This window comes from Neobacillus sp. SuZ13 (assembly GCF_030123365.1).
In the GTDB taxonomy this organism is placed as follows: Bacteria; Bacillota; Bacilli; order Bacillales; family Cytobacillaceae; genus Neobacillus.
Genome location: NZ_CP126107.1, coordinates 4,906,561 through 4,930,835 on the forward strand (window position 1 = coordinate 4,906,561; position 24,275 = coordinate 4,930,835).

Here is a 24,275-nt window from a genome sequence, read left to right on the forward strand (position 1 = left end):
TTCCTTCTGCCGAATCTAGTAGGGAAACAACTTCTATTGATTTGCGTAACAGCAGGGCTAACCCATCGATTGAGTCAACCCCTGCGAGTTTTATTTTACTTACCAGCCCATTCAGCTTCACGTTTTTCAATGAAGGCTGATAGCCCTTCTTTTGCATCTTCTGAACGGAATAATAGATTTTGTAATTCACCCTCATAGCGAATCGCTGCATTTAATGGCATTTCTTTGCCGTTCATGATCGAAAGCTTAATATTAGAAGCAGCATATGTTGCACTAGAAGCAATCTTCCTAGCATATTCTAATGTTTTTGCACGTGTCTCTTCTTGTGGATAAACGCGGTCTACTAATTTGATATTCAATGCTTCCTGCGGTGTTAATGTTTCCCCAGTAAGGTTTAAATCAAGTGCTTTGGAATGGCCAACTTGGCGGGCTAAACGCTGTGTACCACCTGTCCCCGCTAATACGCCAAGGGTAATTTCAGGCAGTCCAATTTTCCCTGCTTGATCGCCCATAAAACGCAGATCACATGCTAATGCCATTTCTAGTCCGCCACCAACGGTGTGGCCTTCAAGACAAGCGATCCAAATTTGCGGAGAACGGGCGATTTTATCTAATGTTTCATTACAGAATAAGCAAAATTGCGTTTTAAACCGCGGCTCTGCTGCTTTAAGGAAATTAATATTCGCTCCAGCTGAGAAGAATTTTGGCATATCACTCATTAAAACAGCAACTTTAATATCACTATCAAAACGAATATCATCAATAGCAGCGTTTAGTTCTTTGTAATATTCAAGATCATAGGCATTGGTTTTATTGACGTGAATATGAACCTCAGCAATTCCATTTTCTTTTTTCACTGTTAACGTCTTAGTTTCTAATTGGACATTTGTCATTTTAATTCCTCCAATAAATTTTATTTAAATTTTTATTAAATTCCGAAAATATTTAGTGGTTTTGCTCCAATATAGGAAACAACACTTTTTGTTTCTGTATATAAATCTAGCGTTTCGATACATAATTCCCTGCCGAAGCCAGATTGTTTATAACCTCCAAACGGTGTTCCTGGGAAGGCAGAAATTGGACTATTAATCATGACAATTCCTGCACGGATTCCCGCAGCAATACGATGAGCTTTTCCATTGTCCTTTGTCCATACTGCAGAACCCAAGCCAAAGATTGAATCATTTGCTTGTTTTACGACTTCAGATTCATCCTTAAACTTCATCACTACAACGACAGGACCAAATACTTCTTCTTGAGCAATTCTCATATCATTCGTGACACCTGCGATAATAGTCGGTTGATACCAATAGCCCTTTTCAAACTCTGGTCCTTCGGGACGGCCGCCGCCAAACAGAATTTCCCCGCCTTCTTCGATTGCCAGTTTAACGTAGCCGTCGACTGTTTGTTCATGGCTTTTTGATATCAATGCGCCCATGTGGGTTTCTTTATTAAACGGATCTCCTACTTTTAATTTTCTTGCTTTTTCTATGAACCTTGTTAAAAACTCATCATAAACGTTTTCATGCACGAAAATCCGTGAACGTGCTTCACAGGATTGACCCGAGTTGTAGAATATTCCATAAATTGACCCCGCAACTGCCGCCTCTAAGTCACAATCATCAAAAACAATACTCGGTGACTTTCCGCCAAGCTCTAGGGTCACACGTTTAAGAGTTTGTGATGCACGTGCCATAATGTCTTTCCCCGTCTCGGTTTCGCCAGTAAAGGCTACTTTATCGACACCTTGATGTTCAGTTAAATATGGTCCAATCTCTGAGCCGCTTCCTGTTAATACATTTACTACACCGGCTGGGACTCCTGCTTCATGGCAAATATCAGCAAGCATAAATGCCGTTATCGGTGTATAACTTGCCGGTTTTAAAATAATCGTACAGCCTGCAGCTAATGCTGGGGCTACCTTCCATGCAGCCATCATTAGTGGATAATTCCACGGAACAATCTGGGCACATACCCCAACTGGTTCCTTTACGGTATAGTTAAAGAATCCGTTTGGCACTGGGTTTGTACGACCGCCATGAGTAGAAATCGCCGCAGCATAAAATTCAAAATCCTCAATTGCCTGGCCAATTTGCCCTTGGGCAGCAGTAACTGTTTTTCCAGTATTTAACACCTCAACCTCCACTAGCTCATTGAAGCGCGCTCTCATGATATCAGCCACTTTATTGAGAACCCTTGCCCTTCTTGCCGGTGTCAGTTTTGGCCACTTACCTGTATCGAATGCCTTCCTTGCTGCATCAACAGCACGATCCACATCCTCTTTCGTGGCTTTTGCCACCTTTGCTATTACTTCACCCGTAGCAGGATTATGTGTGTCAAAAAATTGTTCATTGCTGCTGTTGCTGTATTCACCATTTATTAATAACTGGTATTCTTCCTTCAACGTCGATGTTTTTAACATTTAGATAACCCCTTTAAATTTTTTCAATAATTGTGGCGATCCCTTGACCAACCCCGATGCACATCGTGGCTAGACCATAACGGCAATCACGCTTTTGCATTTCATGGACTAGTGTTGTTAATATTCTGGCACCACTGCAGCCAAGCGGGTGGCCAAGCGCAATTGCTCCTCCATTCACATTTACCTTACTCAAGTCAAACCCCAGCTCGTTAATGCATGCTGCAGATTGAGCAGCGAATGCTTCATTTATTTCGATTAAATCCAAATCGTTAACCGATAATCCGGCTCTTTTGAGGGCCTTCTGAGTTGCAGGAACCGGGCCAATCCCCATGTAAGCAGGATCCACCCCTGCGACTGCAGAAGTTACGATTCGCGCTAATGGTTTTAAGCCCAGCTTTTCTGCGAGATCCCTTTCCATCATTAACAGGGCACTTGCGCCATCATTAATTCCGGATGAGTTACCAGCCGTAACAGTTCCGCCATCCTTAAATACAGGCTTAAGCTTTGCCAGTGTCTCCCAAGTGGTGGCAGGACGCACATGTTCGTCTGTTTCAAAAACAAGCAGTTCTCCTTTTTTCTGCGGTATATCAATTGGAATAATTTCATCACGGAATCGTCCAGATTTAATCGCTGCGGCTGCTTTTAATTGGCTGTTAAGCGCTAGTTCATCCTGCTCTTCTCTGGAAATGTTATACCTTTCCGCTACATTTTCCGCGGTTTCTCCTAAACAAATGGGAGGATATTCCTTCGCCAGGCTAGGATTCACAAGGCGCCAGCCAATCGTTGTGTCATACAGCGTTTGATTACTTCTTGGGTTTGACAAGTGGGGTTTCATCATGACATATGGAGCCCTGGTCATGTTTTCTGTTCCACCCGCTATAAAGACATCTCCAACCCCTGCCTTGATGGCCGCGGATGCTTGATTGACTGCATCCAAACCCGATCCACATAATCGATTAATCGTCACTCCAGCCACAGACTCGGGAATTCCGGCTAGTAATAATCCCATTCTTGCTACATTACGATTGTCTTCCCCCGCTTGATTCGTACATCCGAAGTAAACATCTTCTATTAAAGACCGATCCAAATTTACTCTTGCTAGTAACTGTTTCATGACATGCCCGGCTAAATCATCTGCTCGGACATTTGTTAGCGCTCCATTTACTTTTCCAATTGGTGTCCGAATGGCATCAACTATGACTGCATCCCTCATATGGAATACTCCTTAACTAGACGATTTTGCATGTAATAGAATCCCTTCCCAGATTCTTTCCCGGTCCAACCAGCATGGACCAATTTACGGATTAACGGGGCAGGACGGTATCTTTCCTCTCCATGGTTCCGATAAAGCCCATATAGAACCGCATAAACATCATCGATCCCGATCTTCTCTGCCCATTCTAATGGTCCGCTGGGATAATTCGTTCCTTTTTTCATCGCTTCATCAATGTCCTCTACCGAAGCTGTCCCTTCAATTAGTGAAAAGGCCGCTTCATTAATTATCATGGAAAGAATTCGTGGATAGACAAGGCCGACTTCATCCTGAACCACTTCTGTTTCCTGTCCGATGGCTCGAAAAAGCTCTTCAACAATTTTTAAATAATACGGATCAGATTGTAAGGCTGGAGCTACTTCAATCAGTTGCCCTTCATGGAAATTAGAAAAGGTCCCAAACCCAATTAGCCTTTCAGGGTGCTCTAGCCAGGATGCTGCTTCAGTAGCCGTTAAAGCAAGCGTGGTAGATAATATCAGCACCTCGGGCGGTACATTTGCTTCAATCTCTTTTAGATTCCTCTTTTTTTGTTCTAAATTAAGATTACTAGTTTCAATTACCGCATCCACGTCATGGACTGCTTGGTAATCATTGAGCACTACATTGTTAAACCCACGCCTTCGAAAGGAATGAACCAGTTCTTTTGCTAACAAGTTTTCACCTATAACAACAATTCCTTTAGGTGTCATATGAAAAGAACCCTCCCTTCGTTTTTCTTCCCAAGCTGCCCGCTTGCACCATGCGTTCTTGAACGTAATGCGGGCGGAAACGGGTCTCACCGTGAAAACTGCTGTGTACGGATTTTGTTACCGCAAAGTTTATATCTATTCCGATTAAATCTTGAAGTTCGAATGGTCCCATCTTAAAATTTCCCGCCTTTTTCATAATGCGGTCAATTTGTTCCACCGTTGCTACTTGTTCATTCATTATTTTTAAGGCTTCGCCATAAAATGGACGGGCCACACGATTGACGATAAATCCAGGGGTATCTTTACAAACCACTGGACTTTTACCGATTTTCTGAGCAAACACCACCAATGTATTTACTGTTTCAGCATCAGTTTTTAAACCATGGATGACTTCAACTAATGGCATGACTGGGGCTGGATTAAAAAAGTGGAATCCGGCCACTCGCTTTGGAGTTTGGATTTGTCCTGAGATTTCTGTAATCGATAGGGATGAGGTGTTCGTAGCCAAGATTGTTTTTTCGGAACAAACCTCTTCTAATCTTTTAAAAATGGCTCGCTTGATGTCCAAGTTCTCTGGGGAGGCTTCAATGACTAGCTGACAATCATGGAAGTCTGATAAATTTGCTGTTGTTTTCAAATGATCTTTCATTGTCTTTACTTCAACAGTACTGATTCTTTTTTTCTCAACAAAACGATCTAATCTAGACTCTATGGCTGATTGGGCCCGGCCTACTGTTTCCATGTCGATATCATACATAATCGTGGTATATCCGTTCTGAATCATTAACTGGGCAACCCCCGCACCCATTGTTCCAGAACCAACTATACCAATTTTTTCAATTTCCCTCATTAGGAACTAGACACCTCTCAGTATGTGGCTGTGAGTCTTGCCAGCGGATATATTCAAAGACCGTACGGCAACTGTTACAATAGTACTGTCTTACTAGTTGAGCAGTCCCAAACGAAGAAATCTTTTCTACATTCTCCGAAGAACAAAAGGAGCATTGGATGGATTTCATCTGATTAGACATGCTGAACATCCTCAAGGGTTGTCAACTTTTCGATTGTTTCCTTGTATGCGTTTACAAGATTACTATTTTTCAAGATGATCTTTTCAGAGGTTAACAGATTGTCATTTTCCACATGAATTAACCATTGCAAAGCTTCTTGTGATACTTTTTCTAGTTCTTCTTTTAGTGTTTTTGGAACAGCCCCTCGATCATTAAGCAATTGTTTACACCAACTTCTCGAATACAGGAGATGTTCCTCTTGTTCCTTAAGCATCTTACTAAATGGGGCATTTAATTCGGGATTCTCGGCAAGGATTATTGCGTTTATGACGAGATTAACCGCAACATTGACCGCATAAACGCCGGCAATTAAGGAAATCCAATTATTTGTATTTACAGCCGCTGGAAAGGCCTTTCCTGTTTGGTTTTTAATTTCAATTTTACTTCCATTTATCCCCTGTAATTCATTTGCCCATTTATACATTAGTCTTGCATGACCAAGTTCAGCTTGGGCCATCGCAATCGATGATAGCGTCGCTTCTAAATTTGGCCCGCTAATACCAATTTCCACCAAACGGTCACCTAAGATAAATTTGTTATCGGCAATTGTTTCGGCTAGTTCGATAAGAGATACATTGTTTACTATTCTCATATTAATTTACACCCTCTTTTTCAAATAATGGTTCAGGAAGGCGTACAGTTATGAATGCATCTTTTCGGACAACTTGCATTTCTACCCAGTCTTCCTCATCGTAAATATACTGGGAATAAACTTTTGCCAGTTCATCACTCTCCGCCTGAAATGACCCAACTTGAATCAAATCATCGCCTCGATTGATCCGGGTAAAAAGAAGATATTCTGATTTTTGTTTCTTTTCATTCATGAGCTAACACCCCAGGTTCTGAGTTTTTCTTTTCCTTTATCACTCATATTTTTGATGGTCCATGGCGGACTCCAAACGACTTCAATATTCACTTCTTTAATCTCTTCTTCTTTAAGAAGCCGTTCTCTGATATCGCTTTCAATCCATTGCATACAGCCGCAGCCTGTTGAAGTATAAGTCATCTTTACGGCTACTTTTCCTTCGTCCTCTTTGGCAATTTCATAGATTAACCCCATATCAACTACACTAATTGGAAACTCAGGATCCATAACCTCTGTTAAAGCATTCCAATATTTTTCAGTCTCTACAGTTGACTGCATCTAAATAACCTCCTCTGTTCGCAGTACTTCTAATTCGAAGAATCCCTTTTGAATTCTTCTAACAAACTCTTGATTTTGTGGTCCGCGTTTTTTAAAACGTTCGATCACTCCCTGCCATGTATCAGGTTGATCGAGCAGCCACTTTTTATTTTCTACATCAAATTTACACGGGAAAGGAACATCAATTACAAATTTCCCTTGTGCCTCATCATAGTGCGCCGGAACTTTTACACCAATCGATTCACAAAACGGAACTGCCGTGGATAACCATTTTTGTCTAAGTTCATCATTGGTCTTTCCTTTTAACTTGTAGTCCAGCTGGGCGGAACGGCTCTTAAGACTGTCGGCCACTCCGAAAAACTCTAATGCCATTAAGAACATCCAATCAACAGCTTCTTGAACTTGTTTAGCTGTTTCCGGATTTTTCATGCCTGCTTTCATGATGATTTCACCATTTCGCAAGTGAAAAAGCTCTTCTTTGTCTACCTTTACTAATGCGCGTTTCCACGGACCATAGGATGTATTTTGATAGGCATCACCCAGCAGGGTGTAACCAGAACGGTCAAACAGTCCATTAAATACGCCAAGCTCAATCCAATTGTCTAATTTGAAATCAAAGGCGTACGGGTTTTTCCAACGATTAGCCGGCCGGTTATAAAGGAGCTCCTCAACATCTTCCCCTAGATCCTCCAGTAAACGATAGGCAATATGTGCGTGGCCTATTTCATCCTGTATAACAGCTAATGCCGTAATTTTATAGTTAAGATTTGGGGCTTCATTATACACGGTTAACAGGGGAGGAACACTTAATAGTTCTGTGTCACCAACAATCCTTAACGTTTGTTTTAAGGCACGAAGATACTCCTCATTCATATCCTCTTTACATTCAAGCATATATCCTTTTTGAATCTTCTCGATTAAAACTTCAGCCTGACTCATATTTATCGCCTCACCTTATTACGTTTTTTATATTATCGTCTATATTAGATAATATAGATTATTTTAAATTATCTGTCAATATGTTTATTATGTTTTTATGTTGATAATATTAAAAACATAATTAAACTTGTTTTTGACAGAAAAAAAGACGCTCAAAGTTAGTAGCGTCCGTTTATCTTTGATATTTAATTGGAGAACCTATCACTTTATTAATCCGGTTTTCAATAGATAAATAGTCTAAGTGAGCGATTGTTTCAGCAATCGCAAAGCGCCATTGATGTGGTGTTAACTCTTTATGAGCAAAACTTGCCTCAGCTACTTCGAAAGCTGTACAACCATGTGCCATTTCCTCCATAGCTGACAAACGCATTTCATGGTGATCCAGTAATTGGTCTATCCGTTTATTTACGTGATCAACAGGGATTCCATGTGCCGTGAGCGCTTTCTTTACGGGCAGTTGGCTGATTTGATGGAGAGAATTTATATACTCATGTAAAGGAGTCTGGCTTGCACCAGGCCACACACTAATATTTGGGGTGATTTTATCTAGAATATGGTCTCCGGAAATTAATATTTGCTCTTCATCCTGATAAAAACAAATATGCCCCGTACTATGACCAGGTGTGTGAATAACCTGCCATTCCTTTCCTGCGAACTCGACCTGTTTGGCAATGATTGAAATGGACGGGAGCGGTCGAATATGGTCAATCAATAACTCCATTTGTCTCTCAATCTCATCAGCTAATACAAGGGGTGTCCCATGCTCTAGTACCATTTCCTTAATATTTTCCGCCTGTCTGCTTTCATCTCCCCAGACGTGCTCCATCATTTGGGCATCAATTTCGTGCATATAGAGCTGCGCACCTGTCAATTGCTGCATCCAGCTGCCAAGACCGGCATGATCCGGATGAAAGTGAGTCAAATAAATCGTTTTAATTTCATTAGGATGGATGTTTAGCTCTTGGAAGGCTTCTTCCCAAGCAGCTCTGCCACGCTTATTGTTATAGCCAACATCGATTAATACGTAATGACTATCATGTTTAAAAAGATAACAATAGACAAACTTCATTGGAAAAGGGATAGGGATACCGATCCGATACCCATTTAACTCAATCTGCTCAATCGTCACAAATTCACCCTTTTTGAACATCTTTCATCATCCGCCTCCTATTCCCCTTTAAAGTTTGGCGGGCGTTTTTCCTTAAATGCTTCTAATGCTTCGATGCGATCTTTCGTTGGAATAATAACCTCATACGCCTTGGATTCAATCGCTAACCCTGTCTTTACATCTACATTGCTTCCATAATTGATCGCATACTTGGCTTGTGTCACAGCCAACGGTGCATTTTTCATGATTTCTGCGGCTAATTCGCGCGAGGTATCTAGTAATTGGCTTCCTTCGACCACTTGATTGATGATTCCCAAATCAAAAGCCTGGAAAGCACCTATTTTTCTTGCAGTCAAGATCAATTCCTTCGCCTTTGATGTTCCAATTAATCTGCTTAAACGCTGTGTTCCTCCTGCCCCAGGAATAATCCCCCAACTTACCTCTGTTAACCCCATTGTTGCTTCTTTGGCAGCAATCCGGAAATCACAGACCAAGGCAAGCTCAAGCCCGCCGCCAAGTGCGTAACCATTGACAGCCGCAATCGTTGGCTGCGGCAATTCTTCGATTTTTGTAAAGACATCGCGTATCATATTTACGTTCCTGCGGACTTCTTTTTCACTCAGCATCCGTCTTTCCCGTAAATCGGCACCAGCACTAAATGCTTTTTCTCCCGCGCCAGTAATAATGACGACACGTATATCCTTTTCTAATTTAAGTTTGTCTACAATTTCATCTAACTGAGTGAGCGTTTCATAATCAAAGCAATTTAATTGTTCAGGGCGATTAATTGTAACAACCGCTAAATGTTTTTCTATACTTAAGATAACTTTTTCCAAATCGATCCCTTCCTTGTTAGAGATTTAATCTTTCCATGAAAATTGTTATACATAGATTTCCTTAAAAGGATTGATTGCTTTGTCTCGTACCGGTTTTATATCTTGGTCTGGGGCTGATTCATAGATAGATTCAAAATAGCGAATAGATGGGATAGATATTAATTGATGAATTTTCCAAAAGAGTTCTCTTGCTTTTGTTCCAGCCCATTCCGCTGGCAGTAAATCCCTTGGAAAGCCAGGGTCCTGAAATAAGAACTTCCGGTATTCATGGACGATGGACGTTCGTTTAATAAAGCATTCTTCATCCGTTAATGTGTTTGTTAACGCCTTTTCACGTAATTCTTCAAATTCTGATGAATACTTCTCCATAAATCGATTGTAATTATCAGAAACCTGCTCCAGGTCCCAGCCTTTTTCAATAATCCCTTCACTCGTATGTGAGATGACATCGGAGGAACTGAATAACATGGTATTTTCTTCAATTTGATAATTCTTAATCATTTCCATTACTTGATTTTCAAGAGGATTGGGGCTGATCCAGGTACTATTAGAAAGCATTCCAAATCCAGTCCAGGTCAGCTCTTTTCGAATTTCATTCCTTAGTTCCCGTTTTTCTTCAGGAAAGGAATAGCTTAGTATTCTCCACTTGCCATCCCATGCAGTAAGAGGGGCGGCATAGACCCTTTTTACTCCATCTTCGACTCTTCTTCTTCCCTGTTCTGTAATAGAGTAGTAGCTTTTATTCCCCTTTTTTCTAACTTGCAATAGATTCTTTTGAACCATCCTTAAAATGGCCCCGCGCACAGAGGATTCTGATATCCCAAAGGCATTCATTAACTGAATTAAACTCCCAACCCAGATTTCTCCCCCATAATATTGAATGTACTCTCCATATAGAGTAAACATTAGTGATCTCGGCTTCATCATTGCCACCATCCATTAATTATTGGTAAATACATTAAATGTCTTTTCTACAAAGACATTTATATTATAGAGGAACGTCGGGATTTATGCATTAAACCTTGGCCTGTTCTTATCGGTTTTCGTATGAATATTTTCACTTAGAATTGATTTAACGTCATCAGGAATGATGACTGCTTTGATTTGCTCGGATGATTGTTGGACCCAGCCGCGAATTTCATAGCCGTGTGCGACACGTTCCCCTTCCCGATACACATTATGTTTTAATTTAATCGTCTTTCGGTTGATTTCCTCCACATTTGTATGAATGGAAATAAGATCATCATAAAGCAGGGCCTTTTCAAAGGTACATTGGACATCTAAGAGCGGGATAATGATTCCTCGCTGCTCTTCCAATTTGGCAGGAGCTAAATCACAGCTCCTAAAAAATTGGTGCCCTGCTATATCAAACCATTTAAAAAAGTTTGGATAATAGACAATACCCGCTTTATCGGTATCACCCCAATTGACTAACACTTCAAGTTCATTTGACCGCATATTTAAGGGTCCCTCCCTTTCTACTTCGTTGATTAAAATGGCGATATCGATAATCGATATCGCCATTTTTTATATTATTGACCTGACCAATCAGCACTGCGTTTTTCAATAAAAGCACTTAGTCCTTCTTTCGCATCTTGAGAACGGAATAATAGATTTTGAAGTTCTCCCTCATAACGAATCGCTGCATTTAATGGCATTTCTTTTCCATTCATAATAGATAGTTTAATATTCGAAGCCGCATACGTAGCGCTACTAGCAATTTTCTGAGCGTATTCTAAAGTTTTTTCTCTTGTTTCCTCCTGCGGGAAGACCCGATCCACTAATTTAATGTTCAAAGCTTCTTGTGGTGTTAACGTTTCTCCTGTGAGATTCAAATCAAGTGCCTTAGAGTGCCCTACTTGACGCGCTAAACGTTGTGTACCACCAGTTCCTGCAAGAACACCTAGAGTAATTTCAGGCAGTCCGATTTTTCCTGCATTATCACCCATGAAGCGCAGGTCACAAGCTAAGGCCATTTCTAATCCTCCGCCAACTGTATGACCTTCTAAACATGCAATCCAGATTTGCGGTGAACGGGCAATTTTATCTAATGTCTCATTACAGAATAAACAAAATTGTGTTTTAAAGCGTGGCTCCGCCGCTTTTAGAAAATTAATATTTGCTCCAGCTGAGAAGAATTTAGGCATGTCACTCATTAATACCGCTACTTTAATATCGCTATCAAAACGAATATCATCAATAGCTGCATTTAATTCCTTGTAGTATTCCAAGTCATAGGCATTGGTTTTATTGACATGAATATGTACCTCTGCCACACCATTTAATTTTTTAACTGTAAGTGTTTTTGCCTCTGTTACTGTTGTTGTCATTTTAAATCCTCCTCAATGTTTTTATTACGAATTAATCTCTTTCGTTGTTAATACATAATATATATAGTTTTCTAACTATTTGCAATACTCGAAATTTGACTATTTTCACCGTTTTACCTATCCTTTTCTTTGATTATCTTAGTCATTCTCCCTTTTTCTCTCATTTAATATTTTTCACATCACCATAGTAAAAACATAAAAAATGTTTCACTTATATTATCCTTTTATGACAACCGTAATAAATTCGAGTAATGAAATAATTGCTTAGCCTTCAATCGGTTGATATAATAAAAACTAAATTCAAAATCTTTTGAAAAGTAGAACAGGAAAATATTTTTGTGAGGTGTAAACTTTGTATGATTTGAAAAAAGCAGACTGTGAGGTATTCCCGATCATTATTCCAGATCGTTCTTCATTAAAGAGTGTTAACTTCTTTCTAGTAAAGCAGGAACATTCCCTTTCATTGATAGATGCAGGTTGGAATAATGAGGAATGCTGGGATGGATTAATCGAAACTTTACAAAAGAATGGATTCACAATGAAGGACATAACGGAAATTATCCTGACTCATCATCATATTGACCATATTGGATTAGTCAATCGAATTACCGCTGAAAATCGCATTCCAGTCTTTTCCCATCCCGAGTCTATTCCCCGTTTAAAAAGGGACCCCGCCTTTCTTGAGATGAGAATAGAGTTTTATTCACAGTTTTATCGAGAAATGGGAAGTGGTGAAAACGGGGAGAAGCAGGTCGTTTATTTAAAAGATGCTGTCAAGCGGAATAAACAAAACGCTATTCAAGCAGATGTCATGGGAATTACCACCAACCAGCTCCTCAATTTTACTATTATCGAGGTTCCTGGGCATTCACCCGACCAGCTTTCCTTTCATGATAAACAGAATAACTGGTTATTCGCCGGTGATTTATTGATTGAACATATTTCTAGCAACGCTTTGATTGAACCCGATTTATTTGGAAACAGAATCCCCACACTCCTGCAACTTATAGATTCCTTAAAGAAATGCATAGCTTTAAACGTGGATTTCGTTTTCCCTGGACACGGAACAATCATTGAACAGCCAAACGAATTAATTAGTAAACGGCTGAATCGAATTAATGCAAAAGCTGAAAGTCTCCTTCAGTTAATTCAATCTGGATGTTCAACTGGGAGTGATATTGCTAAGTCCTATTACAAAAATACCTATTACGAGCAATTTTCTCTTGTCATGTCTGAAATTATCGGCCATTTAGATTACTTAGAAGCTAGCGGAAGAATCGGAAAAGAACTTATTCAAGGCATTTGGAATTATTCAGTGCTGGAAAAGTAGAAAAGAGGATCATGCTGTCAAAGGCATGATCCTCTTTATTGGTTAATTTTTAATCTGATAGCTCATGGTATCCAATGGGGAAGCATGTAACAAAATATCATCCGTCTTTACCTCGTACAAACCATAAGGGACCAATCGAAGTCCTGGGAGGAAGTCACATGTTAAAAATAATAAAGTGTAAAGAATATCATGGAATGGAAACCCACGTTCCTGTAAGGCAGATAACAATTGATCATGATACTCCACTGCAGCATTAAATCCTGTATTTGTTGTCATCATTCCTGTAAACGGCAGAGGGATTTCTACTACAATTTCATTTCCATCCAAAATTGCAATTCCTCCCCCCATCTCATGAACCCTACAAGCCGCTTTGGCCATTGCTTCAGGATCCCGCCCCACTACTAAAAGTTCTGTGGTGGTATTATACGTAGAAGCCATCCCATCTAAATTTACTGCAAATCGCTCCAAAATCCCTTTGCTCACCCATTCTCCATTACGATCAATTAATGCTGCCTGTACTAGTCCTTCATGACCAGAAAGGTCTGCATAACCATTAACGGATGGAAGTTCCGTATCTTTTCTTTGAGTAATGACGTTACTTTTAAAATAAACAACAGGAACTGGATCATGTTCGGCTGGATGTGGATAGCGATAAAGATTGATATTTTCTAAGAGTGATTTAGAAAAGGCAAAAGGCTGACGAACAATATATTGATGCCAATCTATTTCAGGCAATGAAACAGTTAGCCTTCCCTTCTCCGCTGCGATTTCTCCAGATGCAATCACGATTTCGGGACGGAAATCCTCTAGATTAGGTAATAGTAGAATGTCTGCTTTTCTCCCCGGTGCAAGGCCGCCAATATAATCATCCAATCGCAGGTAGGTGGCAGCATTGATAGTGACCATCTGAATCGCAGTCATCACAGGGACTCCTAGTTCCACAGCCTGCCGCACCAGACCATCAACAAATCCCTCTTTTTCAATAAATGAAGGATGCGGGCCATCTGTCGTCATAAGAATTCTGCTTGTATTTACATTTCCCTCGGTAATCAGTTTAATAATTTCTTGCAAATCCGGACGAAGTGAACTGTTTCGAAGTGTTGTCCACATTCCTAATCGAAGCCGGTCAAAGGCTTCACTTGCTGTAATCGCTTCATGACAAGCTGTTACACCCGATGCAACAACAGCATTCAATTTTTCATAAGAACAGCCTGCTGTATGCCCATCGGAGACCTTGCCAAGCTCCTTAATAAAATTCATCGTATCAAGTAAAAATGGATCACCGTTATATAATAACGGCCATCTAGTTACTTCCGCTGATCCTAGCACTTCATCAAGTTCCAGCAGTTCTCTAATATCCTTATGGTTGTACCACTCCCGTTCACCCGGATAATCCGCTTGTGATACAAGCCGGGCCAGCCAAAAAAAGTTGCCTGGTAATGGTTTCAAATCCTTAACCATTTCTTTAAACCCTTTTGCTCCCATATGTAAATAAAAAAATAAATTATCATTCACGGTGGTAGTGGTTCCTAACGGCAAAACCTTTTCTGTCATACTTACGGGATTATAAAATACCCAAGGATGGGCATGTGCTTCGATAAATCCTGGTGATACGTACTTTCCTTCTGCATCAATTACTTTTGTATGTTCACCGATTGAGGCTTCACTTGTACCAATATAAGCAATGGAATCCTTATAAACAGCAATATTTTGTTTTAAAAATTCACCAGAATAAACATTGATCACCGTTCCGCCTTTAATATATAAATCGGCAGGGCGGATTCCCTTAGCTACTTCGATTAATTCACTTCTTTGTGCTATTAGATCCATATTTCCTCTCCTATCAATAGTATTGTATAGTAGCCGATAAACAACATTATGTTTTATTATTTACCGTGTATATTACATAATATTAATTGGAAAGGGATTTACCTGTCAATAAATTGTATGAATAATCCGAATTATTTATAGGGATCGGTATTTCTAAAATAAATTATTAAAAGCTTGCATTCCAAAATAAATCCCAAATCCAATCAATGAAAGACCGGACAGGCAAGATATACCTACAAGTAATCGGGGAGTTAAGAATTTACGAAAACTGCTTGATACACTTGCCATGGCAATATCCCAAATCAACAGCCCAATAAAAATCGCACAGCTGTACAGAACTAATTGAGTCGGATTTGAGGATGCAGCTGTTTTTGCAAGGACGGACCCATAAATCCCTAACCAAAATAGAATTGTTAAGGGATTAGAGATCGACATAAGAAATCCTGAGAAGAAAGATTTTATCAGTGGTTCCTTCCCTCTGGATTGCTCTAAATTAATTTTCCCCGCGTTCATGAAGGTTTCTATTCCTGTATACATCAGGACAAAACAGCCAAAAAACCAAAGAAACGTTTGCATAAATGCTGTTTCCAGAAACTGGACAACTCCTATATAAACAACAAGCATATACACGCCATCTGCAATAACAGCCCCGACTCCAATAAGCCACGAATTCATAAATCCATTCCTTATGCCTCTGTCAATCTGCGCTGCATTAATCGGACCAATCGGAGCAGCCAGCGATAATCCTAAAAGTATATAGCTCAAAAATACATTCATCCATATCTCTCCCTAATAAATAAGTAGAAGCCTGTCTATAATTTTTATTCAGAGAAATAGGTTTGTACCACTAAAAATAGGCTTGGTTAGGAAATATTGTTGATTATGGTATCCTGATGATTGGAGGGGAAGGTGCGAGAGCCTCGAAAATGCTAGCGCATTTCCTTCGTACAGTGTTGATTCGACGAAGCTTATTCAATGTCCTGTGGGAGCACGGGACTGGAACAGAAATCACTGGCCTGTTTAACAGAGCAAAAAATAAAAAGAGCCTCCTTAACATCAAGGAAACTCTCGCACTGATTTTATATAAATCAACAAAGTTTACGTAAGGAGCTATTCTTAAAAACAATATACTTTTGTCCAAGATAATTGGCTATTGTATACAAAGTACTACCTAATAGAACGGAAGCACTTTCCTCACTAGAGGTGCTAAGCAGATAATATTGACTTGTTAATTCGACTAATTTCTTACTACAGAAATAAGCTGAAAAATAACAAATAAGAATAATCAGGAAAAACCTAGGCACACCTTTATGAAAAGAAACATTACTTTTAAACGTAAAAGTCCTATTTAATAAAAAGCTTACAGATGCACCTATTGCATTTCCTGTTAACGTGGATGTCCAGTAGGATAATCTCATAATGTTAAGAAGAAAGAACATACAACCTAAACCAATAAATGTGTTCACAATGCCCACAAGGAGAAAACGAACAAGTGAACTAGTGGTTGGTTTCAGATATTTGTCTAAGGTCAAGATGATAAAATTCATCCTCTGCTGTTTGATTAAGTATGTTATTCCTAGGTTTTGACAGACTATAGGAATCAATATCAACAATATATTTTGGACGCCGCTTTGATTCTTTGTAAATTTTTCCAATATATTCACCAATCAAGCCAATCGCAATTAACTGTAAGCCCCCAATAAGCCAAATCGAAGTAATCAGCGACGTCCAACCCGTCTCAGTTTCCCCAAAAAACTTTAGCGTTAAAAAATAGACTCCAAAGAATAGGCTCAAGAAAAAAGATACAAATCCCAATAGTAATACAATGCGAATCGGCGAAACAGAAAAGGAGGTAATTCCTTCAAAAGCAAAGGCAAGCATCTTTGTTAAAGGATATTTCGTTTCCCCCGCATGCCTCTCAAGCCTGTCATAATAGACTACATCCGAACGAAAGCCGAGGAGCGGAACAATTCCGCGTAAAAATAAATTGACTTCGCTAAATCGTTCTAACTCTTGTACTGCTCTTTTACTCATTAATCGGAAATCAGCATGATTAAACACGAGGTCAACCCCCATCTTTTCCATGATCTTATAAAATCCCAAGGCAGTAGTTCGTTTGAAGAGAGTATCAGTATCACGTCTCTTCCGCACACCGTAAACAATTTCATACCCTTCATGAAACTTCAGTAAAAACTCACGAATTACTTTGATGTCATCCTGTAAATCGGCATCAATGGAAACAATACAATCAGAATGATCCTTTGCTATAAATAAACCTGCAAGTAATGCATTTTGGTGGCCTACATTTTTTGACAACTTTAAGCCCCGAACATATTCATTTCTTAATCCTTCTTTATATATCAATTCCCATGTATGGTCCTGACTTCCGTCATCGACGAACAAGATTTTGCTTTGTTTCGAAACAAACCCATCGGTAATAAGTTCCTTCAACAAGTTTTGAAGCTGGAAGATGGTTACGGGTAAAACCTCCTCCTCGTTATAGCAAGGAACTACAATTGTAAGAACTGGTTCCATTATCAATTTAAATCCTCCGCTGTCTACAATGTCTTATATAAAAATATTTTCCATGCTGATGTTTTCGATTCGAATACTTTAACAAGCACTAATTGATTTTCCTTTGGATTATCGATAGGGAGTGCTGAAAAAATATATCGGCCGCCCATTTTTTTAAAGACATCCGTATTCAATTCTAAATTCTTCAAATGCTGTTTAGAATTTTTTTTGATCATATAATGTTTTCCAAGTTGAGCGGTAAAAATGTAACAACGACCTCCCCATTTATCAAAATATTTGCGGACCCTTTTATTTTTCGCCAATTCTTTTTCAATTATTTTCCTAAACTGATGTTTATAAGCTAATGGATAAAAATTATTATAGGTATCTAACGTGTAAAACCCGTTATATTGAGAAATAGCGGGGTGTATTCCAATACTGGCCACACGATATTCTTCCTTTGGAAGTTCGATATACTCCTCTATTTCCCGAAACAATTCCACAGCAAAAAATTCTTTGACAGTGGGCTTTTTTCGATAAATGACTTCATCATTAAACAGCCCTAATAAGAGGAGCTGCAGGACGAGAAACCACTTAGCCGTTCTTGCCCAATTCTTTCCTTGAAGCAAAAGGATTTTTAATGCAAGAGCAAAGCCTGCATAGATCACCATTGGTCGTAAAAAGTGATACCGGGCGAAATTAAAGGTGCCCAGAAAATGGAACCGCCTCACCAAAGGCATCCATCCTTCATAAAACCAAAAGGCATACCAAATCGATAACAAAATATTTAAAATGAATAAAAATACAAAAAGCTTTTCCTGCTTCCAAAGCTTTTTCAAATAGACAAGATAAATCGCAATAAAGGTTGGAGGTAAAACAAATAGAGTATGAACCGTCATCACATGGGTGTGGCCAAGCAGATAATTTTTTAAAACAAGTCTTAACGATCTCCAAAAAGGCAGGGTCGCATAAATATATTCATCCCGACTATTTGGTTCATCAATTACTAGAAATGAAAAAATGAGCCGATATTCAACTAACATAAAAATCATTGTCATATAAACTATTGCGATGAAAAAGCCCGGGTTCCATCCCTTCCCTCTAAAACAATCAGTTAACCATAAGATTCCCATGGCAGTTAAGAAAAAGAAAAAGCCTAAAACAATACTTGCATAAAAAGGTAATAGGGCGAGCACCAAATATTCCTTCCAAGTTCTCTCACCGTTGCGAATGTTAAGGATTGCCCAAAGTGCAAGCGGCATCCCCATTGTACTCAGCATCCCTGACGGCCAAAACGGAGTAAGGGCAAAGGCGAGAGCAGTTGCAATTTGTAAAAACAGCCACTTTTCACCAGGTAAAAAGTGTTTTTTTAAGAGCCAATACATTCCAAAAAAAGCTACTATTCTGGTCAGAGTTTGGCTTAAACCATATGCGATCATTGTTGGGAAAAGGGCGTAGAGCCAGACAATAATACTGTATTCGGTCCCAAAGGCATTTCTCGATAATCGTCCATTAATTATTTGAGGAATGGTCGCATTAACTGTGCCGAACATTTCTCCACTTCTCGCTAAAACCTTATACCAAGCCAGGTTAGAATCCAGATTATCATGGACTCTTATATGCGCGTTTTCCTGTAGAATAAAAAGTGGTGAAAGATAGACCGCTATAACAAGCAAAGCAAAGAGAATGAATCTCTGCTCTTTTTTAGTTTTAATTAGCATTTTCTTCACCTCATAGGTCAAGACTTAAAAACGGGCAATTCCATTATAAATTTTGCATTTATAGGAAATATATTCTTCAATTATTTTTTATAGATGTTTTTAGAAGGGCTAATAATCACTCTTGCCCATTGGTATCTAAAAAAGGCAAGCCGGACTTTGAAAGCAAGTTAATTTAATGATTAGTTTACCTACTTTGACCGGAAAAGAGTGGGAAACATCCCATGGACGAATGATGAAGGCAATTCGGGAAGAACCTGTTGAGGAGCATATTTTCGAGGATTCAAGTCTTCCAAAGCTAACAGAAGAGGAGTTAAATAAAAAGTCAAAGTATGCTTTTGTCATGTTAAGTTACCGAATTGAAGATACACAATAAACCGGAAGCGCCTTGCCCAGGGGCGACAAGCATAAGACGAATCGGCGGGAAGGTTGCTCTTTGACCTTCTTGAGGATTTGCTTATTCCCCCGAGCCCCTAGGCGCTGAATCTAGTTACATTATTTCTTTCCAAAGTTATTATAGACATTTAATAGGGAATCGAGCTTCTGACTGCATTGGACTACATTAGGATTAGAGTAACCGTAACGATGAGCTAATTCAATCATTTCACCCCTTGTTTTTTCAATATTTGATAATAGCGAGTTTAATCTAGTCCCCATGGACTAACCCTCTTCCTATGTTGTAACTATATTAATGGTTGTAACCATAATTTAAAAGTTTTGGGCATTAAAAACAAGTAGCTTTGAGAAAAATAAAAGTATCTCTTGTGAACATTGACCTATTGGTAAAATCGTTTAATGGTCCTATTAGATTAATCCGTTTTCGTTAATAATAGAAATAACTGTTTCAGCACCTAATCTAAGTGGTGGAGCTAAAGACACTAGAAAGAGGTGACAATTATGCCGAACAGAGTGTATATCAGTTTCTTACGTTTGCCGCTCCTCGTCCGAATTCTATTAATGGCATTGCTTGTGTTTCTCTCATTTGGAATATCTATTCACTTTTTAGAACCAACCACTTTTCCCACCATTTTTGATGGTATCTGGTGGGCCATTATTACTGCATCAACGGTAGGGTATGGCGATTATGTCCCACACTCCTTCTTAGGCAGACTAACCGCATTAATCCTAATCCTATTCGGTGTTGCATTTGTTTCTTCCTATTTTGGAACATTGGCCGCAGCTGCCGTCACAAAACAAGATGCCCTGTCCGAAGGGCGAATTCCTTATAAAGGTGAAGGTCATATCATCATTATCGGCTGGAATGAACGATCGAAAGAGTTAATAAGTAAGCTTACAACTACAAAATATCAACAAATGATAGTATTAATTGACGAAACGCTTGATGCAAACCCAGTAAAGTCAAGGTTTGTGCACTTTATTCAAGGGAAAGGTCATGTAGATGAAACCATCGTTAAAAGTGATATCAAGAATGCGGAGAAGGTGCTAATTACTGCAGATCGCGGAAACGATGAACTACAGGCAGATATGAATAGCATTCTTACTCTGCTCACTATTAAAGGAATATGTGCACAAGTAAAATGCATCGTGGAAATATTAACTAGAGAGCAAGTAATAAATGCTTATCGAGCCGGTGCTGATGAAGTGATTCAATCAAATAAATTAACAAGTGTCTTCATGGTTAACAGCCTGCACTCCAATGGGGATGGACTGTTGTCAAACGTCGTTCATGAGTTACAGGAAAGCAGATTGTCATCATATCCAGTTGAGGAACCTGAAATTGGTAAGCCATTCAGCGATGTATGTCATTTATTATTAAAAAAAGGCTACCTCCTGATTGGCATTCAAAGAGGGGAGGAAACATTACTGAATCCATCCCACTCCTTGCCTATTGAAGAAAATGACCAATTATTAATTTTTAAATAGCTTAATCCTGAAGGAGAAGCATTTCCAATTCTTGTACCAACGCTGTTCCAGATTCCCTATACTTCTCGGGAATGCTCGCATCCTTATCGACAGGTTCCTGAAATTGATTTAGGGTACCTGAAAAGGTTCCTGTGCTCCCTTCGTCATCAAGACCTGCTTCATATTTATGAGACAAGAGGAATGGTCTTCCTAACCTTACCGTACAATTGTTATCATCTAGTTGCCCATCAACGGCTTGAAATGGCAGCCGTACGAATTGATAGCCATCCTGATCATCAAGTTTATAGTCAAAGGCACCATGGTCATAATCCCAGTTTCCGCCAATCGAATAGCCGATTGGTTTTAATTTTTGTTCAAGTTCATATAAGTCAAACTGTTTTCCTTCCACTTTCGATGGTAACTCAATCATTAACCTTACCCCCTAATTTTCGATACCATTAGTTTCTCCAAATCCATTCATTTCAATAAAAAAAAGAGAACTGAATGATTCCATCAGTTCTCTTTTCTATATTTTATAAACGTTTTTCTAATTCTGCTTTTTTCTCTTCGTATCCTGGTTTACCTAGAAGGGCGAACATATTTACTTTGTATGCTTCAACACCTGGTTGGTCAAATGGATTTACTCCTAGTAAGTAGCCGCTCATGGCACAGGCTTTTTCAAAGAAGTAGACAAGATACCCTAATGTATACTCATCCATGGCTGGAATTGTCACGATTAAGTTTGGCACGCCTCCATCGGTATGGGCAAGCATCGTCCCTTGAAATGCCTTATTATTGACGAAGTCTACTGTTTGACCAGCAAGGTAATTCAAACCATCTAAATCATTTTCCTCAGCTTCAATTTTCAGCTCGTGACGAGGAGTTTCCACTTTAATGATTGTTTCAAACAAATCACGGCGTCCTTCTTGAACATATTGTCCAAGTGAGTGAAGATCTGTTGAAAAATTCGCTGAAGAAGGATAAATACCTTTTTGATCTTTACCTTCACTTTCGCCAAATAACTGTTTCCACCACTCTGAAAAATATTGCAAGCCTGGCTCATAATTAATCAACATTTCAATGGTTTTACCTTTGTTGTACAACACATTTCTAACAGCAGCATATTGGTAAGCGGCATTATCTTCGAGTTCGGAATGACCGAAGTCTGTTTGTGCCACTGCAGCACCTTCCATGATCTTCTCGATGTTTGCCCCGCTTACTGCGATTGGAAGCAAACCAACTGCTGTTAGAACAGAATAACGTCCACCAATGTCATCAGCGATTACAAACGTTTCATAGCCTTCTTCTGTTGCTAAAGTTTTGAGGGCTCCTCTTGCTTTATCTGTTGTGGCATAAATCCGCTTGCGCGCCTCATCTTGACCGTATTTTTCTTCAAGCAGCTTACGGAAAATGCGGAAAGCAATTGCTGGTTCAGTTGTAGTTCCCGATTTGGAAATGACATTAATAGAAAAGTCTTTTCCATCAAGGAGATCCATCAAATCTCTCATATAAGTGGAGCTAATATTATTCCCTACAAAAATCACTTGTGGTGTTTTTCGCTTATCTTTGGGAAGGACGTTATAGAAGCTATGCTGTAACATTTCAATCGCAGCTCTTGCTCCAAGATACGATCCCCCAATTCCAATAACAAGAAGCACATCAGAATCAGCTTTAATTTTCTCAGCAGATTTTTGAATGCGTGAGAACTCTTCTTTATCATAGTTAGTCGGGAGGTCAATCCACCCTAGAAAGTCATTACCTGCACCGGTTTGCTCATGTAGTGAATGATGAGCTACTTTCACGGCATCACGTAAATATGTAAGTTCATGTTCTCCAAAAAATGTTAAAGCTTTTGAGTAATCAAAACGAACGTGTGTCATGCATGATCCTCCATAATTTTATTTACATAACCACTTTAACGAATGATGGGATGATTATCAAGGCAGGTCCATCATTGAAAGCGCACCCAATTTCGACAAATTTCTTTTTAATCCTTTATTTTATAGTGATGCGCGATAAATAGCTAAAACATCCTCACGGTTTAACTTTTTAAAATTCCCAAACTCGCCGTTTTCCATTGCTCTGTCTGCCATTAAGTCAATTTTCGAATCATCAATCTCATAATCAGCTAAACTGGACGGTGCTTCAATACTATTCCAGAACTCACGTAATTTTTGAATCCCTTCGAGACCTATTTGTTCTGCACTCTTGTTCGCTACATTTACCCCAAACACCCGAACGGCAAGTTGCTTAAAGCGTTCTGGCTTCACCGCTAGATTATGCCTCATCCAATGCGGGAAGAGGATAGCCAGCCCGCCGCCATGCGGAATGTCATATACGGCCGATACAGCGTGTTCTAAATTATGTGTAGCCCAATCACCGCGATATCCCATATTTAAGATTCCATTGAGAGCCATCGTCCCACAGTAAAGAATGGTTGCCCTGTGCTGGTAATTTTCTAGATCAGCAAGCAACTTAGGTGCCGTTTCCATTACAGTAATCAATAAAGATTCACACATGCGGTCTTGAAAATCTGTATTTTCTTCTAAATGAAAATAATGTTCAAGTACATGTGACATCATATCCACTATGCCATAAATGGTTTGATTCCTTGGCACCGTAAATGTGTTAACGGGGTCTAAGATCGAGAATTTTGGAAAGGTAACCGGACTTCCCCAGCCATACTTTTCATTTGTTTCCCAATTAGTAATGACCGAGCCTGAATTCATTTCTGAACCCGTTGCTGCGAGCGTTAACACCGTCCCGAATGGAAGTGCATCTTGTGCAATTGCCTTTTTAATGACTAGATCCCAAGCATCACCTGCATATTTCGCACCGGCAGCAATAAGTTTGGTACAATCAATAACACTTCCGCCGCCAACTGCTAATAAGAATTCGATTCCCTCTTGTTTACAGATTTCTACCCCTTTTCGTACGGTAGTAATCCGCGGGTTCGGTTCCACTCCTGGGAGTTCAAAAACCTCCGCTTCAATTTCTGCTAATAAATTTATCACATTTTCATACAAGCCGCTTCGTTTAATACTGCCGCCGCCATAGACAAGCAAAACCTTTTTACCATAAAGAGGTACTTCAGTTTTTAGTTGCTCCAACTCACCTTTTCCAAAAATCAATTTGGTCGGATTTAAAAAAGTAAAATTTTCCATCATCATACACCATCCTTTTCCTTACTCATTATTAGTTATTATGGT

General features: G+C 39.4%; 27 protein-coding genes. 3 read left to right on the forward strand and 24 right to left on the reverse strand.

The features are described 5' to 3' along the window. Nucleotides 1-95: 95 nt before the first annotated feature. The 15 genes from QNH17_RS24310 to QNH17_RS24375 all read right to left on the reverse strand — a co-directional run bounded on the left by QNH17_RS24310 (nucleotide 96) and on the right by QNH17_RS24375 (nucleotide 11,811). Nucleotides 96-893: an enoyl-CoA hydratase/isomerase family protein gene (locus QNH17_RS24310; protein ID WP_283875645.1), complete on the reverse strand. Its 798-nt coding sequence runs from the start codon at nucleotides 891-893 to the stop codon at nucleotides 96-98. A 35-nt stretch (nucleotides 894-928) separates the two neighbouring features. Then, entirely contained in the window at nucleotides 929-2,422 is a 1,494-nt protein-coding gene (locus QNH17_RS24315) for an aldehyde dehydrogenase family protein (RefSeq protein ID WP_283875646.1), read from the reverse strand. Nucleotides 2,423-2,435: 13 nt separating this feature from the next. Beyond that, entirely contained in the window at nucleotides 2,436-3,635 is a 1,200-nt protein-coding gene (locus QNH17_RS24320; RefSeq protein WP_283875647.1) for a thiolase family protein, read from the reverse strand. Further along, a complete protein-coding gene (locus tag QNH17_RS24325; protein WP_283875649.1) occupies nucleotides 3,632-4,384 on the reverse strand; it encodes a 3-hydroxyacyl-CoA dehydrogenase family protein in 753 nt (250 codons plus the stop codon). Before QNH17_RS24325 ends, QNH17_RS24320 begins: the two co-directional genes overlap by 4 nt. Next, nucleotides 4,374-5,234, reverse strand: coding sequence for a 3-hydroxyacyl-CoA dehydrogenase NAD-binding domain-containing protein (locus tag QNH17_RS24330; RefSeq protein WP_283875650.1), 861 nt, complete (start codon nucleotides 5,232-5,234; stop codon nucleotides 4,374-4,376). The genes QNH17_RS24325 and QNH17_RS24330 overlap by 11 nt, the downstream gene beginning before the upstream one ends. After that, a complete protein-coding gene (locus QNH17_RS30105) occupies nucleotides 5,221-5,424 on the reverse strand; it encodes a PaaD-like zinc ribbon domain-containing protein (RefSeq protein ID WP_481858636.1) in 204 nt (67 codons plus the stop codon). The genes QNH17_RS24330 and QNH17_RS30105 overlap by 14 nt, the downstream gene beginning before the upstream one ends. Beyond that, entirely contained in the window at nucleotides 5,408-6,046 is a 639-nt protein-coding gene (locus QNH17_RS24335; RefSeq protein ID WP_283875651.1) for a Phenylacetic acid catabolic protein, read from the reverse strand. The genes QNH17_RS30105 and QNH17_RS24335 overlap by 17 nt, the downstream gene beginning before the upstream one ends. Nucleotide 6,047: 1 nt before the next feature. Further along, nucleotides 6,048-6,278 (reverse strand): hypothetical protein, encoded by a 231-nt coding sequence (locus QNH17_RS24340; RefSeq protein ID WP_283875652.1) that lies wholly within the window; start codon nucleotides 6,276-6,278, stop codon nucleotides 6,048-6,050. Further along, complete coding sequence (locus tag QNH17_RS24345; protein WP_283875653.1) at nucleotides 6,275-6,598, reverse strand: metal-sulfur cluster assembly factor; 324 nt, start codon at nucleotides 6,596-6,598, stop codon at nucleotides 6,275-6,277. The genes QNH17_RS24340 and QNH17_RS24345 overlap by 4 nt, the downstream gene beginning before the upstream one ends. Next, nucleotides 6,599-7,537: a Phenylacetic acid catabolic protein gene (locus QNH17_RS24350; RefSeq protein WP_283875654.1), complete on the reverse strand. Its 939-nt coding sequence runs from the start codon at nucleotides 7,535-7,537 to the stop codon at nucleotides 6,599-6,601. Between the two features lie 172 nt (nucleotides 7,538-7,709). Further along, nucleotides 7,710-8,687, reverse strand: a complete 978-nt coding sequence (locus QNH17_RS24355) for an MBL fold metallo-hydrolase (protein WP_283875655.1) — start codon at nucleotides 8,685-8,687, stop codon at nucleotides 7,710-7,712. A 17-nt stretch (nucleotides 8,688-8,704) separates the two neighbouring features. Next, on the reverse strand, nucleotides 8,705-9,481 hold the full coding sequence (locus QNH17_RS24360) for an enoyl-CoA hydratase-related protein (protein ID WP_283875656.1): 777 nt from the start codon (nucleotides 9,479-9,481) through the stop codon (nucleotides 8,705-8,707). A 45-nt stretch (nucleotides 9,482-9,526) separates the two neighbouring features. Further along, a complete protein-coding gene (paaX, locus tag QNH17_RS24365) occupies nucleotides 9,527-10,405 on the reverse strand; it encodes a phenylacetic acid degradation operon negative regulatory protein PaaX (RefSeq protein ID WP_283879586.1) in 879 nt (292 codons plus the stop codon). Between the two features lie 84 nt (nucleotides 10,406-10,489). Further along, entirely contained in the window at nucleotides 10,490-10,939 is a 450-nt protein-coding gene (locus QNH17_RS24370) for an acyl-CoA thioesterase (RefSeq protein ID WP_283875658.1), read from the reverse strand. 74 nt (nucleotides 10,940-11,013) lie between these two features. Beyond that, on the reverse strand, nucleotides 11,014-11,811 hold the full coding sequence (locus QNH17_RS24375; RefSeq protein ID WP_283875659.1) for an enoyl-CoA hydratase/isomerase family protein: 798 nt from the start codon (nucleotides 11,809-11,811) through the stop codon (nucleotides 11,014-11,016). 352 nt (nucleotides 11,812-12,163) lie between these two features. Here QNH17_RS24375 and QNH17_RS24380 point away from each other — a divergent pair, with 352 nt between their 5' ends. Then, nucleotides 12,164-13,141 (forward strand): MBL fold metallo-hydrolase, encoded by a 978-nt coding sequence (locus tag QNH17_RS24380; RefSeq protein WP_283875661.1) that lies wholly within the window; start codon nucleotides 12,164-12,166, stop codon nucleotides 13,139-13,141. Between the two features lie 42 nt (nucleotides 13,142-13,183). Here the strand turns inward: QNH17_RS24380 and QNH17_RS24385 are convergent, their stop codons facing one another. From QNH17_RS24385 to QNH17_RS24405, 5 genes are all read right to left on the reverse strand, one after another. Next, the gene (locus QNH17_RS24385) at nucleotides 13,184-14,971 is read right to left on the reverse strand and encodes an adenine deaminase C-terminal domain-containing protein (protein WP_283875663.1); all 1,788 of its coding nucleotides are present in this window, start codon (nucleotides 14,969-14,971) and stop codon (nucleotides 13,184-13,186) included. A 153-nt stretch (nucleotides 14,972-15,124) separates the two neighbouring features. Beyond that, on the reverse strand, nucleotides 15,125-15,748 hold the full coding sequence (locus QNH17_RS24390) for a LysE family transporter (RefSeq protein WP_283875665.1): 624 nt from the start codon (nucleotides 15,746-15,748) through the stop codon (nucleotides 15,125-15,127). Between the two features lie 311 nt (nucleotides 15,749-16,059). Further along, on the reverse strand, nucleotides 16,060-16,518 hold the full coding sequence (locus tag QNH17_RS24395) for a GtrA family protein (protein WP_283875667.1): 459 nt from the start codon (nucleotides 16,516-16,518) through the stop codon (nucleotides 16,060-16,062). Further along, nucleotides 16,469-17,509: a glycosyltransferase family 2 protein gene (locus QNH17_RS24400; protein ID WP_283879587.1), complete on the reverse strand. Its 1,041-nt coding sequence runs from the start codon at nucleotides 17,507-17,509 to the stop codon at nucleotides 16,469-16,471. Before QNH17_RS24400 ends, QNH17_RS24395 begins: the two co-directional genes overlap by 50 nt. A gap of 20 nt (nucleotides 17,510-17,529) precedes the next feature. Further along, a complete protein-coding gene (locus QNH17_RS24405; RefSeq protein ID WP_283875669.1) occupies nucleotides 17,530-19,206 on the reverse strand; it encodes a DUF6044 family protein in 1,677 nt (558 codons plus the stop codon). 175 nt (nucleotides 19,207-19,381) lie between these two features. Between QNH17_RS24405 and QNH17_RS24410 the strand changes: the two genes are divergently transcribed. Continuing rightward, nucleotides 19,382-19,579 (forward strand): hypothetical protein, encoded by a 198-nt coding sequence (locus QNH17_RS24410; protein WP_283875671.1) that lies wholly within the window; start codon nucleotides 19,382-19,384, stop codon nucleotides 19,577-19,579. A gap of 119 nt (nucleotides 19,580-19,698) precedes the next feature. Here the strand turns inward: QNH17_RS24410 and QNH17_RS24415 are convergent, their stop codons facing one another. Continuing rightward, the gene (locus QNH17_RS24415; protein WP_283875673.1) at nucleotides 19,699-19,860 is read right to left on the reverse strand and encodes an aspartyl-phosphate phosphatase Spo0E family protein; all 162 of its coding nucleotides are present in this window, start codon (nucleotides 19,858-19,860) and stop codon (nucleotides 19,699-19,701) included. A 240-nt stretch (nucleotides 19,861-20,100) separates the two neighbouring features. Between QNH17_RS24415 and QNH17_RS24420 the strand changes: the two genes are divergently transcribed. Beyond that, nucleotides 20,101-21,087, forward strand: coding sequence for a potassium channel family protein (locus QNH17_RS24420; RefSeq protein WP_283875674.1), 987 nt, complete (start codon nucleotides 20,101-20,103; stop codon nucleotides 21,085-21,087). A gap of 1 nt (nucleotide 21,088) precedes the next feature. Here the strand turns inward: QNH17_RS24420 and QNH17_RS24425 are convergent, their stop codons facing one another. From QNH17_RS24425 to QNH17_RS24435, 3 genes are all read right to left on the reverse strand, one after another. Beyond that, entirely contained in the window at nucleotides 21,089-21,496 is a 408-nt protein-coding gene (locus tag QNH17_RS24425) for a YugN-like family protein (protein WP_283875675.1), read from the reverse strand. Between the two features lie 103 nt (nucleotides 21,497-21,599). Beyond that, complete coding sequence (locus tag QNH17_RS24430; protein ID WP_026567932.1) at nucleotides 21,600-22,946, reverse strand: glucose-6-phosphate isomerase; 1,347 nt, start codon at nucleotides 22,944-22,946, stop codon at nucleotides 21,600-21,602. A 120-nt stretch (nucleotides 22,947-23,066) separates the two neighbouring features. Beyond that, nucleotides 23,067-24,230: an iron-containing alcohol dehydrogenase gene (locus QNH17_RS24435; RefSeq protein ID WP_283879588.1), complete on the reverse strand. Its 1,164-nt coding sequence runs from the start codon at nucleotides 24,228-24,230 to the stop codon at nucleotides 23,067-23,069. Between the last annotated feature and the right edge of the window lie 45 nt (nucleotides 24,231-24,275).